Origin of the sequence: Janthinobacterium sp. GW458P (assembly GCF_002127585.1) — a bacterium.
Classification (GTDB): domain Bacteria; phylum Pseudomonadota; class Gammaproteobacteria; order Burkholderiales; family Burkholderiaceae_D; genus Janthinobacterium.
Window position 1 is genome coordinate 18,517 of the sequence record NZ_NEGZ01000061.1, and the last position, 11,796, is coordinate 30,312.

13 protein-coding genes and 1 pseudogene are annotated in these 11,796 nt (G+C 62.0%); 6 read left to right on the top strand and 8 right to left on the bottom strand.

The features are described from left to right. Positions 1–67: 67 nt before the first annotated feature. From CBW50_RS24455 to CBW50_RS24465, 3 genes are all read left to right on the top strand, one after another. On the top strand, positions 68–475 hold the full coding sequence (locus CBW50_RS24455; protein WP_139842622.1) for a hypothetical protein: 408 nt from the start codon (positions 68–70) through the stop codon (positions 473–475). Positions 476–705: 230 nt separating this feature from the next. Further along, positions 706–1,146, top strand: coding sequence for a hypothetical protein (locus CBW50_RS24460; protein ID WP_086147931.1), 441 nt, complete (start codon positions 706–708; stop codon positions 1,144–1,146). Positions 1,147–1,230: 84 nt separating this feature from the next. Then, entirely contained in the window at positions 1,231–1,593 is a 363-nt protein-coding gene (locus tag CBW50_RS24465) for a hypothetical protein (protein ID WP_086147932.1), read from the top strand. 102 nt (positions 1,594–1,695) lie between these two features. Here the strand turns inward: CBW50_RS24465 and CBW50_RS24470 are convergent, their stop codons facing one another. The 5 genes from CBW50_RS24470 to CBW50_RS24490 form a co-directional block, all read right to left on the bottom strand. After that, a complete protein-coding gene (locus CBW50_RS24470; RefSeq protein ID WP_086147933.1) occupies positions 1,696–3,060 on the bottom strand; it encodes a toxin-antitoxin system YwqK family antitoxin in 1,365 nt (454 codons plus the stop codon). Then, positions 3,045–4,391: a toxin-antitoxin system YwqK family antitoxin gene (locus tag CBW50_RS24475; protein ID WP_086147934.1), complete on the bottom strand. Its 1,347-nt coding sequence runs from the start codon at positions 4,389–4,391 to the stop codon at positions 3,045–3,047. The genes CBW50_RS24470 and CBW50_RS24475 overlap by 16 nt, the downstream gene beginning before the upstream one ends. 9 nt (positions 4,392–4,400) lie before the next feature. Next, a complete protein-coding gene (locus CBW50_RS24480; RefSeq protein WP_139842624.1) occupies positions 4,401–6,638 on the bottom strand; it encodes a hypothetical protein in 2,238 nt (745 codons plus the stop codon). A gap of 74 nt (positions 6,639–6,712) precedes the next feature. Continuing rightward, positions 6,713–7,471, bottom strand: a complete 759-nt coding sequence (locus tag CBW50_RS24485) for a PP2C family serine/threonine-protein phosphatase (RefSeq protein ID WP_086147936.1) — start codon at positions 7,469–7,471, stop codon at positions 6,713–6,715. A 14-nt stretch (positions 7,472–7,485) separates the two neighbouring features. Continuing rightward, positions 7,486–8,169 (bottom strand): VWA domain-containing protein, encoded by a 684-nt coding sequence (locus tag CBW50_RS24490; RefSeq protein WP_086147937.1) that lies wholly within the window; start codon positions 8,167–8,169, stop codon positions 7,486–7,488. Positions 8,170–8,428: 259 nt separating this feature from the next. Between CBW50_RS24490 and CBW50_RS24495 the strand changes: the two genes are divergently transcribed. Together CBW50_RS24495 and CBW50_RS24500 are read left to right on the top strand one after the other, a co-directional pair. Further along, positions 8,429–9,196: a penicillin-binding transpeptidase domain-containing protein gene (locus CBW50_RS24495; RefSeq protein ID WP_086147943.1), complete on the top strand. Its 768-nt coding sequence runs from the start codon at positions 8,429–8,431 to the stop codon at positions 9,194–9,196. A gap of 43 nt (positions 9,197–9,239) precedes the next feature. Next, a complete protein-coding gene (locus CBW50_RS24500; protein ID WP_086147938.1) occupies positions 9,240–9,722 on the top strand; it encodes a hypothetical protein in 483 nt (160 codons plus the stop codon). Positions 9,723–9,727: 5 nt separating this feature from the next. Here CBW50_RS24500 and CBW50_RS24505 read toward each other — a convergent pair. The 3 genes and pseudogenes from CBW50_RS24505 to CBW50_RS24515 all read right to left on the bottom strand — a co-directional run. Further along, positions 9,728–10,090 (bottom strand): annotated as a pseudogene (locus tag CBW50_RS24505) (DUF3304 domain-containing protein); the annotation flags it as partial. Between the two features lie 37 nt (positions 10,091–10,127). Continuing rightward, entirely contained in the window at positions 10,128–10,631 is a 504-nt protein-coding gene (locus CBW50_RS24510; protein WP_086147940.1) for a DUF3304 domain-containing protein, read from the bottom strand. 59 nt (positions 10,632–10,690) lie between these two features. Then, positions 10,691–11,218 (bottom strand): hypothetical protein, encoded by a 528-nt coding sequence (locus CBW50_RS24515; RefSeq protein WP_086147941.1) that lies wholly within the window; start codon positions 11,216–11,218, stop codon positions 10,691–10,693. A gap of 302 nt (positions 11,219–11,520) precedes the next feature. Here CBW50_RS24515 and CBW50_RS24520 point away from each other — a divergent pair. After that, positions 11,521–11,796, top strand: a 276-nt coding sequence (locus CBW50_RS24520) for a hypothetical protein (protein ID WP_139842625.1), incomplete at its 3' end; no start/stop codon positions are given.

Here is an 11,796-nt window from a genome sequence, read left to right on the forward strand (position 1 = left end):
TGGGGGCACGCCATTTGCCACAGGCGGCCCTGCTGCAGGCATCGCGCAGTCACCGAAACTAATGCACATGTTGAATAAGAAACTTTTTGATGCCATTGCATCTGCGGTGGACCTGGATGATCCTGCAGAACAAACTTCAGCTCAGCGCTTCATGATTGACGCTATCGGCAGAGTGACTGAGCAATTGCCTGCGCTTGCCAGGTCAGCGGCAGCGGTGGCGTATCGATACATGACCGGTGCGGCGACGGCTGAGGAAGTCATCGCTGAGCGTGTACGTCTCTGGCGAGCAATTGAAGGGCGTGACCAATCGGACGCGCCGGACGTCTTGAAAATCAGAACGGCCATATGCGTCTTGCATCCGATGGATAGTGGCGCTACTGCCGAAACATTGGAGTATTTTTTTGAATTCTGGCGGCAAGCAGGCTTGCCGCAGGCTGCGCTTGAGGCCGCTGCCCGGAACAGCTATGGAATTTGAGGTGGCTTCAAGCGGTCACAAGCGGACGTTGAACAGGCATGCGCTGCTTCTTGCCTGCCTTTACGGGCAAGAACACAATCGTCTGCAACGATTCTGAACTCAAGTCGATTTTGCGTCGAATTTTCCCGGGCTACTTTCAGCGAGGCTAACTGCTGCAAAAGCAGCCGCTCGATAGAATCGAGCTTGTTTAATTCAGGGCATGCAGTCGCCCATGCCTACATATGGAATCAATGACAGTGATGGCAACAAAGTGGAAGAACCAGGAGGTGCGAAGCCACAATGGCCTCCTGTGCGGCAATGGTGATATCTACGACGTGCAAGAAACCAGAATGGCCAGAGTACGTGAAAAACAGGAACTTGGCGGTTGGCTCAATGTCGCGATTCTGGCGCAAGAAGAGCTGTATGGCGGACAATACATCGTCAAGTGCGGCGAGGCTGCGGAACACGGCTCAATCGGCGTAGTCGTTTTGGAATCGCTGCAAAATCATGAACCTGTTTGGACGTTTGTTTCGGATCAATCCAATCCATTTGATCAAATAGTAACCAAGGGCGGCTTGGTGTTGGTGCTGTCAACGTCTGGCGCCGTGTTTCGGTTTGCTGCGCCCTTGAGGGAAGCAAGGCTTCTGCTTCCGGGTACGTCGATCCATGGTTCTAACGACGGACGCTTGTAAATGTAGGCAGCCTCCGGCCAGAAGCTGCCATTCAAAGCCTTTGCCCGTTGCCGCATAGAACCTCAAATTTTTCCTTATGAGCTTATGGACCTATATCAAAAGGGAAGCAATTTCACCGGATGCTTAAGCATCCGCCCTACGCTATCATTCGAAGCGACCGTTGCCGTGTTGGGCGAGGCACTCGGAATCAGCTTTTGCCATGATCAAGGCGGAAAATACGAGGAATATCCGGCCTACCTTGCCTTTGCACTCGGACTCGAACTTGCCTTGTTGGCGCCGCCCCTTCCAGAGTTCGATACGAGGGACGTCCCCGACGATTGTTTTCAACTGATAATCGGTTCGCTTGCACATGTTAAAGATGTGGGCGTGAACGTTGATTTGAGTGCTCTTATTAAGGCGCAACTGGCCGCGTGCACGGATTTAGTAATTGAACAGATCGATTCTTGACGCGACGGCCGACTGCTTTGGGGCGTCATTTCCGATACCTGTACATGCCTGGCAAAAAGGCTGGCCACGCATCACTGATCGAACGGCAATGACTTGCCCCGTTCACGATTCCGGCGTCAGCGGCTCGATGCCATCCTCCGTATAGGAAAACTTGGCAGACGCACCCGTGCACTCCCCCTGCGGCTCGTCCGCCACATAGCGGCACTCGCTTTCCAGGCTGCCATCTTCGTTCCAATGCCGCGTCCAGCCCTGGCGTTCGCCATCGACGTATTCGATCAGCTGCCTCGGCTTGCCATCGGCATACCATGAGCGCAATGCGCCCTCCTCGCGTCCGCCCGCATTCCAGCGTTTGTCCACGAGCCATACGCCGGCCCGGCTGAAGCGCTGTTCGCTGCGCAATACGTAGTGGCCGCTGTGCGTGCGCTTGCTGGCGACCTTGCCGTCCGGATAATATTCGACGCTGTCGCCGGCGGGCTTGCCGTCCACATAGCTTGCCGTGCTGCGTACCTTGCCATCCGGGAAATAGCCGGTGCTGGGGCCCGTCATGATGCCATTCACATGCTGGCTGCGGCTTTCCACGGTGCCGTCGGGATAGAACAGCAGCAGCTCGCCGTCCGTCTCGCCCTTGATCCGCGTCATGCGCGTGCGCAGCTTGCCGTTTTCATCGAACGTTTCCACCACACCGTCGGCGCGGGCGCCGTTGCGGTAGGTGCGTGACTCGATCAGCTTGCCACTCTGGTGATAAGTCTGCTCCTCGCCCTCCTGCACGCCATTGCGCCACGTGCCGCGCATGGAAATCTGGCCGTCCGGATAATAGCGGGTCTGCATGCCCTCTTGCACGCCGCGCCCGTCCTGCTCCACCTGCATTTCCAGCTGTCCATGCGGGTAATACATGCTGTAATTGCCCACCAGCTTGCCGCGCAGGTAATCGGGGGCGTCGACCTGGCCCGTCAGCCGCTTCGGCTCGCCTTCGCGCACGTGATAGATCTCGACTTGCCAGGTGCCGGGCAGCTTGTCGGGCGGCAACGGCAGGATCAGCGCATAGCGTGCCTCTTCCATCACTTCGCCGCGCGACAGGTTGTGGTTCAGGTAGAGCCGCGCCTTGCCATCGGCACACGCTTGCGGCTCGCAGCCGCCCAGCTTGCTGACTTCGGGCATGGCGAGCGCTGCGCCGGGTGCCGGACACGATCTGATGCGCATCAGCAAGGGCGTCGCCTCGCGTATCAACGGCGCCAGCTGCTGCTTCATGGCCGCGTATTGCGCCGCATCCAGCCCGACCGAGCGGGCATCCATGCGCACCTGGCGCCCGCCGCAGCCGCTGTCGCCGGCCAGGGTCAGCACGTCGCCGCCGCCCTTGCCTGGCTCGGCCTGGATCGCGCTGACCACTTGCCGCTGCACGATCTCAGCCTGGGCCAGCACCGGCAACAGCAGCATGGCGCCAAGCACGTGCTTCACAAGGCGCGCCATGCCTGCTCCTTGCGCTGCAGTTCCGGCGCTGGCGGCGCCTCGCCGCACCCGCCCTGGGCCTTGCCGGCCACATACTGGCATTCGCTTTTCAGGCTGCCATCCTCGTGCCAGCTGCGGCTCCAGCCGTCGCGCCGGTCATTCACGTACTCGATCGATTGCTCGGGCTTGCCGCTTTCGTACCACGAGCGCGACGTGCCCTGCTCGCGCCATTGCGCATCCCAGCGTCGTTCCAGCACCAGCACGCCCTGCGGACTGTAGCGCTGCAGGCTCAGCAAGCCGCCATCGTCGGCATACTGCTGGCGGCTTTGCACCTTACCGTCCGGATAGAATTCCAGCGCCTCGCCCGTGGGCAAGTCATTGCGCAAGGTCATTGTGCCGCGCACGGCGCCATCAGGGTGATAGTTTGTCGTCAAACCATTGTATTTCCCCTCCTTCATTGCGGAGCGGCTGGAAATACTTCCATCAGGGAAATACGTGAGCATCTCGCCTTCGATCTTGCCGCCGCGCAGTACATAACTCGTGCTCGGCTTGCCATTTTCAGCCGAGATCTGCTTGGGGCCGTCCAGCTGCTTGCCATCGCGGTAGCTGCTCGTTTCGCGCAGCTTGCCCGTGGCGTGATACAACTGGTGTTCGCCTTCAGGCAAGCCGTGGCGCCAGTTGCCGCGCTTTTCCAGGGTGCCATCCGCAAAATACTGGCTGGTAACACCGTCCTGACGCCCCTGCCCATCCTGCGCCACCTGTTTCTCGATCTTGCCATTCGGGTAATACGTGACATAGCCGCCCACCAGTTCGCCGGAGGCATAATCGGCGCGGTTGACCTGGCCGGACAGGCGCAGCTTGTGGCCGGCGACGCTGACAATCTCCACCTTCCACGTGCCTGGCAGCTTGCCTTTCGGCAAGGGCAACAGCAGCACATTCGGTGCGTTTTCCTGTTCGATGGGGTAGAAACCTTTGTGCAGGTACAGCCGCGCCCGGCCATCGGCGCAGGCGGCTGGCGTGCAGGCGGCGATCTGGCGCACGATGGGCACGCTCGCATCCTCGGGGCAGTTTTTCACGGTGACGAGCATGGGCGTCTTGCTGCGGATGTGGTCGGCCAGTTCGGCCTTCAGCGCCTCGTAAGGCGCTTCGTCCAGATTCACCGAACGCGCATCCATGCGTATCTGCTTGCCGCCGCAGGCCGTCGTGCCCGCGATAGTGAACACATCGCCGCCTTCGCTGTCGGGTTCGCCGGCCATGCTTGCCAGCACCTGGCGCTGCACGATGTCCGCCTGCGCCATACCCGAGTACAACAGGGAAGCGCCAAGCAGCACGCATAGGGTCTTGATTTTCATGCCATTCCTTTAATTTTCCGTCGTGGCGGCCACGCCGGCCGGCACGAAACTGGCACGGCCATTGCGGTAGCGCACCAGCACGTCAACCTTGCCGTCCTGGAATTGTCCATTTTTCACGGACGGGTTGAAAGTCCAGCTCTTCAGGCTATCCAGGATGACCTTGTTGAGCATGGGCTCCATGAACTGCTCGGCCCGCGCAGCGGTCAGGCTGCCATCGGCAGCGATGGACAAGGTCAGGCGGCTTTCGCCGCTGGCCTGCGCCTCACTCAACACGCGGTAGGCGACGGTGGCCATGCTGTCGCGCTGCACGCTGGCGCCCTGGTCTGGCGGCGCCGGCAAGGCTGCGAGCTTCTTTGCCAGCACGGCACCGTCGGCCAGCGCCTTGTCCCAGCGTTTCGGATAGGCACCCGGCTGGGCCAGGCGCAGCATGTTGGCCGCGCGCTCCATGCGGCCGGCCGTGCGCTCGGCGCCGTTGTCGGCGGCTTCGCCTTCTGCGGCCGGCATGGCATTCTGCGCCGCATGGCGCTGCGCCGTCACTTGCGCCAGCGCCACCAGGTTGGCGGCATCCTGCTCGCCGCCACCGCCGCGCAGCAGCGCCGTGGCTGCGATGCCGAGCCAGGCCACGCCATCGGTCGGACGGGCCCACACGGCTTGCTCGAAGTATTGGCGCGCCGCTTGCGGCTCGTTCAGGCTCAGGTGCGTGCGCGCCAGCGCCGCCGCAGCCAGGTGGTCGCGCGGATCGGCTTGCAGCAAGTCGAGATAGGTATCGGACAAGCTGGACTGATAGCCGGGCAGCCAGCCCATGCTTTCCATCATCGAGGTGCGCAAGCGCGTGCGCGCCAGGTCACCGCTGTAGCCCGACGATTTTTCCCGCTCACTGCGGTACAACAGTTGCAAGCCCCGCGCGACGGCGGCATCGTCGCCCTTGCCCATGGCTTGCGACAGGCTGCGCACGGCGCGCCGCACGTCCGACTGCTGCAATGCACCGGCCTTGCGCGCATGCCATTCCAGCTGTTCCAGCCCGGCTATGGGTACCGTCGTGGCTTGCTGCTCAGTTTTCTTTTCCGCATCGTCCGGTACGGCGGTCCAGATCGCAAAGCCGATCACGAAGAACACGATCAGGATGATGATGACCACCCAGGCCGTATCCGACACGGCGGACTGCCCTTGCGGGGCCGGGGCCGGCTTGCCAGGCAAGGCGCGCGAACGCTGCGGCGCCGCCTGCCTTGCCTGCGCCGCAGCCTGAGCCGAGGCTTGCGCGGCCGCGCCGATGACCTTGTCGCGCGCGCAGGCCGCGCAGCCCTGGCCCGCAAAATGCTGGTGTTCCGGATTGACGGCGCAAATTGTCAGCTTGCCGCCGCTGCGCTGCGCATAGCCGCGCAGCAACTGCGCCCAGTCGGCCGCCGAGGGCCGCTGGGCGTTTGGCGACTGGGAAAATGCGCGGTCGAACATGGCGCGCAGTTCGGGCGGCATCAGCGCGTGGCCGCTGGTGGCGTTCGGCGCCAGCAGCTTGTGGCGCTTCACGCCATACGCATAATAACCGTCGCGGATGCGGCCGGGAATATCGGTGGCCACCTGCGCATTGCCGGGACGCCCGCTGTACGGGTGGATGCCGAAGTTCAGCAACTGGAAGATGACGACGGCCAGGGCAAAGCGGTCTTGCGCCATTTCCGTGCCCGCCGGCATGCCCTTGCGCTGGAATTCCGGCGCCAGGTAGTCGGCCGTGAATTGCTCGGCAGGAAAACGCTCCGCATGGCCCTGGATGCTGAAACCGTCGCAATCGAGCATGGCGATGTACAGCGAATCGCGGTAAAAGCGCAGGTTCACGGGTTTTAAGTCGACCACGTAATGCTGCTGCTGGTGCAGCGCGTCGAGGACGGCGGCCAGGTTGGCGGCCAGGGTCAGCTTGGGACCGAGTCCCGTGGGCAAGCCCGCCGCGCGCGCTTGCCGCTCCTGCATGATCTGTTCCAGCTCGGCCGTTTGCGCCATGTCAAGCAGGGGCATGACGAAACCGGCAAAACCGCCCTGGCCGTCGAACACGGCCGCTTGCGGCCAGGCGATCTGCACGTAGCGCTTGCCGTTTTCGAGCTGGTCGGGCAATTCGGGCGACAATTCCAGCATCGCTTCGAGCTTGCGCCGGTTGGCGGCCCGGTCCAGGTGCGGGTGGTACAGCTTGGCCACCTGCGCGGGCGCGCCGGGCAGCAGATACACGCTGCCCGCGCCGCCGCTCTTGATCAGTTTGCCCAAGATCAAACTGCGGACCTTATCCAGCCATATCTTGCCGCCCGGACTCAGACCGGGCGCGACTCCCTGCTTCCGGCTCATGCGCGCAAGGCCAGCAGCAAGGTCTTGTCATCGCCCGTGATCTGGTGCGTGCGCGGGTCGGCCAGGGTGGACGCCAGCGCCGTATTGCCCAGTTCCACGCTGTCGACCGCGCGCAGATAGCCTTGCACGGCATCCATGAACGGCGCGTACAGCGCTGCATTGTTCTTGCTCATGGCAAAGGGCATGCAGCCGTCCGACATCAGCACGACGCCGCGCACGGCTTGCGGAATCGCAAGCAGGCGCAGCTGTTCGCGCCAGCGCGCGCCGCTGATGAAATATGTTTCGTTGGCGTATTCACCGTTGGCGGGCAGCGAGATCAGCTCGCCGCCGTCCAGCAGCTGCGCCACGCCCAGGCCGTCGCCCAGGTGGAAGAAGAAGCCTGTATCTTGCCCCATGACCACGCCGACGACCGTGCAGGCGTAGTCATCGAGGGTGGCGTTGGCGGCGCGGGCGATGTCGTCCAGCGCGGCGCGTATCTGCGCCAGGGTGCCCGCCAGCGCGCCGTCATGCAGATCCCGCACGGTGGCGCCCTGCTCCAGCCGTCCGGCCAGCGCCTGCACGGTTTGCTCTGCAACAAACTGCGCGCCCTGCTCGCTGAGGCGGGCCGAACCGGCGCCGTCGCAGACGATGGCCACCAAAACGTCGTTCACGACGGCGTGCGCATGCGCATCCTGGCAAGCGATGTCCTTATCCAGGTGCGCCTTGCCCGTGACGGAGGCGCCGAACACGCGCCAGGTATTGTGTACCGCAGTCATGGATCAGCGGGCCTTCACGTATTCACGACAGACCAGCCGTCCGTCGAGGCCAGCTGCGCCTGCGCGCCGGGACGCGACTGCGACACCACCTGCATGCTGGCGCTCAGCCACAGGAACAGTTCGCGGAACTGCAAGCCTTTCAGCTGCTTCACGCCCCGCTCGCCCCGGCTGGAAAACTGCCCCAGGGTATCGGTATTCGCGTTGTCGCCCACGGCAATGGGGAAGATCGCCACCTTGTTGGCCTGCTCGGCCGCGCGCGCCTGCTCGGCGCCGCGCAGCCAGGGATCGGTGGGTTCGCCGTCGGACATCAAAAACAGCCACGGCCGCGTGTACGCCACGCCTGCCTGGCGGAAACGCTGCTTTTCCTGCTCGATTTCCGCCAGCGCCAGCTCCACGGCCGCACCCGTCGGCGTGGTGCCGTTCGCTTCCAGACGGGGCGCCGTGAAGTCCATGGCGTCGCACCAGTTGCTGGCCACCACGGCTTCATCGTGCGCGCCGTACTGAATCACGAGGATGCGCACGCGCTTGGCGGCGATCACATCGGACTTGAGTTCCTGTTCCAGCAAGGCCAGACCTTCGTTCAGCAAGGAGACGGGTTCGCCCGCCATGCTGCCGGAGCAGTCCAGCACCAGCACCAGCGGCGTGCGTTGTTCGGTATTGTCGACCAGGGCGACGTCAGGGATCATTATGGAAGTCATGTATTTTTGATAGAGTTGCGAAATAGCCTAGGCCCGAAGCTTACCCTATGGATATGTTTTCCATGCGTCCGATTGCTGCGGATAGCGCCATGCGCTATCAAAGTGCCAATTTTTCGGGATTTTTTCGTCCCTCGCCCATCGCGCGCCCGGCGAACTTGCAATGAAAGCAACAATCTCTTACACTGCGCCATTCAAGTCGCACGGTAACGGCCAACTGCAGACCATCGATTGTTTAACTTGGGGAGGCTAAATGGGTGTCATGAAAAATCGCATCGCTTTTATCGGTCTGTTTTCCCTGTTCTCAATGGCGCATGCCGCGGAAATATGCATGGCAATAGCGGACGCCGGCAGCGGTGCAGTTGTGCTCCAGCGTGGCGATTGCCGGAATCAGGTGACGCCTGCATCAACCTTTAAAATCGCCATCAGCCTGATGGGCTATGACGCGGGATTTCTGAAAGACGAGTACACGCCGGAACGCCCGTATCAGCCTGGATACGTCGATTGGCTCCCATCGTGGAAACATCCAACGAATCCGCAAAAGTGGATGAAGGATTCCGTGGTCTGGTATTCGCAACACCTCACCCGGTCCTTGGGCAAAGAGCGTTTTGCCGCGTACACGAGAAAATTTGAATATGGAAACGCCAACGTTGCCGGCGATGCCGAACACGATGGACTGACGATGGCCTGGATTTCGTCGTCGCTGCGCATTTCGCCGCTGGAACAGCTGATTTTTCTCAGGAAAGTGGTGAATCGCCAGCTTGACGTGACGCAACATGCTTATGCCATGACCGAGGCGCTGACGAAGCAGGACAAACCGCTTGCTGGCTGGGAACTACATGGCAAGACGGGGGCGGCGTCCGGTTTTGGCTGGTATGTCGGGTGGGCATCCAAAAAAGGCAAGACCTACACATACGCCCGCCTGATGCGGCGCGACGCGTCGGACCCGCAGGACGTTTCTGCCGGCGTACTGGCGCGCGACGGCTTCATGGCGCAATTCCCGGCGCTGATCGGCAGTATTGCGCCATGATGCGGGGACCGCCCCTGGCCTGTCTTTGCAATAAGCAAACTTGATGATGATACCTATCGCCAACCTGGACGAACTGGAAGAATTCCTTGGAGAAAAGCTGCAGCAGTTCGAAGCAGGCCCGCCCATCGCGCATCCGGGGCTTCGCCTGTCGCAGCTGTGCAGGCAGGTGGCGCTGGAAAGCCGCAACGGCAACGCCACTGCCGTGCGCATCGCCGTCCTGATACTGACAAAAGACCCTGCCATGCCCTTCGGGAAACGCATCAAGAGCGGTTTCGCCAGGGCGTTAAAGCAAGGTGTCGAGTTACTTTCTGAAGTGCAACGGCGTGGCTTGACAGCGAAAACCGTTGCGTTGCTGGAACTCGAATTCTGTCCGCGAGAAACAGAAGATTATTGCAAGTTAATTAAGCAATTTGACCCGGCCGAGTTGCCCGCCCGGATCGACGAGGTGCGCGCCACGGATGCGAAATCGCGCATGCTCCTGCAAGGCCTGATAGCCGAAGGCGCGCGACGTGCATCGCGAAGATAGCAGCGCTATTGCCAGATGATTTCCAAGGGCACGCCCGGCTCCAGCTCCGCCTCCTTGCCGGACAGCGGATATTTCCGATGCCCCAGCGGGTATTTGCTCACGAAGACCTTGCAGCTGCCATCGTGAAGAAAATGCACGACGAACCGGCCGGCATCGGCGCGAGCATACGGGGGAACCGCCACGCTTTGCTCGACGCGGACATCCTTGCCGTCCTTTACCGTATGCATGACGACGGCCGCCCGCATCCCCGGCTTCCATGCCGCCGGTAGCGAAAGGCAGCAAGTGTCTCCACCGCCGCCCTCGCCGGGACCAAGATACCCGGCCCCCGCCGACGAGCCATCGGCCAGTGTCACGCTGTAACTGCCGACGCCATGCTCGCCATGTCACTTCTGCGCCGCAAGATCTTTACTCCCAGATAATTTTAACTGGAACGCCCGGCTCCAATTGCGCCTCTTTCCCTGACAGCGGGTATTTTCGATGACCGAGCAGGTATCGGCTGACAAACACCTTGTATTTGCCATTGCGCAGAAAATGCACGATGAACATTCCCGCATCGCCAGCCGCATACTTCGGCACTGGCACGGTTTGTTCCACGCGGATCTCCTTGCCTTTCTTGATGGTATGCATGACGATATTTGCCGTCATTCCAGCTTGCCACAGGCGGGGAAGGGAAAGACAACAGGTATGCCCGCCGCCGCCCTGGCCCGCATCCAGATAGCCCGCCCCCGCACTGGCGCCATTCTGCAAGGTCACCTCATAACTGCCTATCCCGTGATCGGTATGGTTGTAGCCGCTTAGATTGACCGTCAACTCCTGGCTTTCCTTGCCCGTTCCGGCATACGAAGCCGCCATGAAAAGACACAGGAAACCGATCAAAAGCCGTTTCATCGAAAAAATACTGCTTGCCATATGGTTCCCTCAATCATCGCGCATGGATGCCGTCCATGCAGCATCTGTCAATCCATGTGCTATTTCGCCGCCTGCGCATCCCACAACGGCGGTCCGGCCTCCCAGACGGCAGTCGGCAAGGCGTGCAAGGCGTCGTAAAAGGCGTCCAGCGAGGCGGGCGGATTTTTCATCATGGCAATGAACTGTGGCTGTTCCATCGCTTTTCCCGACGTGTGCAGGGCCAGCAGCACATATTGCGTCTGCCGGTCGAGGTCGTCGATGCCCGCATCGAGCGCGCGCTGCTGGTATGTGGCGACGAAGGCATTGAGGATGCGCGGCGGCGTGTCATTCGTTTCATCGGTGATCACGCGGCGCAGATGGCTGACCAGCTTGGCCGTGTCGGCGGGCTTGACCTTGACCTGCCGCGCCGCGCCGGCCGCTTGCGGCGGCTTGTCGGCAGCCTGCGCAATGGTGTTGCCGCCGATACACGCCAGCGCCGCGCACAGGGCCAGGGCCAGCGCAGGGAGCGTCTGCGGCGTCAGGCGCAAGCGGCCATTGCGGCGCCGCGGCCGCGCATGCTTCGTCGGGTACTGCTGGCATGGCTGCATACATACTTTCGACAAATGAATGACATGCGACTCCCGTCCCATACCGGGTTTATATTTTTAACAATATTTTTATTATATCTGGGAATTTTTAAAGGGGGAGCGCGATTGCATCGGCAGCGCCATGCCGCCAGCGCCGCATTGCGGTGGCACGGTGTTTGTACTATCTTGATAGTTGCCCAGGCCAGATGGCAGCGGCAGGTCCGTCCCACACAAAGGCGGCCGGCCCCCGTTGCGCCGCAGTCCTTACCCAGTCACGCACCGGCACGCCAGGCGATACTGTGCAACCAGAGTATGGGAACGACATGACGGCGCCAGGCCAGGCCCAGCGTGTTTGGGGCGAACTGATCGGAAAGCTGCTCGACGCGGCCGGCGATGACTCTTGCTGGCCGGCTGTGTGCTGCGACATCGCCCGCGTCTTCGGCGCCGCCGGCGCCACTCTCACCCTCTACGGCGACGAGCCGGCCGGCCAGGTGCTGGGCGGCGCGGCGGCGCCGCCGTGTGCCGGCCAGCCGCTGGCCGCCATGATTCCCGTCAGCGCGCACAGCATGGCCGTGCTGGCCATTTGCCGCCAGCCCGCG

What these genes read in the sequence shown, in the direction of transcription:
- CBW50_RS24510 (WP_086147940.1), bottom strand. Translation starts at nt 10,631, where the DNA reads ATGGCAAGCAGTATTTTTTCGATGAAACGGCTTTTGATCGGTTTCCTG.
- CBW50_RS24495 (WP_086147943.1), top strand. Translation starts at nt 8,429, where the DNA reads ATGAAAAATCGCATCGCTTTTATCGGTCTGTTTTCCCTGTTCTCAATG.
- CBW50_RS24460 (WP_086147931.1), top strand. Translation starts at nt 706, where the DNA reads ATGACAGTGATGGCAACAAAGTGGAAGAACCAGGAGGTGCGAAGCCAC.
- CBW50_RS24485 (WP_086147936.1), bottom strand. Translation starts at nt 7,471, where the DNA reads ATGACTGCGGTACACAATACCTGGCGCGTGTTCGGCGCCTCCGTCACG.
- CBW50_RS24470 (WP_086147933.1), bottom strand. Translation starts at nt 3,060, where the DNA reads ATGGCGCGCCTTGTGAAGCACGTGCTTGGCGCCATGCTGCTGTTGCCG.
- CBW50_RS24515 (WP_086147941.1), bottom strand. Translation starts at nt 11,218, where the DNA reads ATGCAGCCATGCCAGCAGTACCCGACGAAGCATGCGCGGCCGCGGCGC.
- CBW50_RS24455 (WP_139842622.1), top strand. Translation starts at nt 68, where the DNA reads ATGTTGAATAAGAAACTTTTTGATGCCATTGCATCTGCGGTGGACCTG.
- CBW50_RS24475 (WP_086147934.1), bottom strand. Translation starts at nt 4,391, where the DNA reads ATGAAAATCAAGACCCTATGCGTGCTGCTTGGCGCTTCCCTGTTGTAC.
- CBW50_RS24490 (WP_086147937.1), bottom strand. Translation starts at nt 8,169, where the DNA reads ATGACTTCCATAATGATCCCTGACGTCGCCCTGGTCGACAATACCGAA.
- CBW50_RS24465 (WP_086147932.1), top strand. Translation starts at nt 1,231, where the DNA reads ATGGACCTATATCAAAAGGGAAGCAATTTCACCGGATGCTTAAGCATC.
- CBW50_RS24500 (WP_086147938.1), top strand. Translation starts at nt 9,240, where the DNA reads ATGATGATACCTATCGCCAACCTGGACGAACTGGAAGAATTCCTTGGA.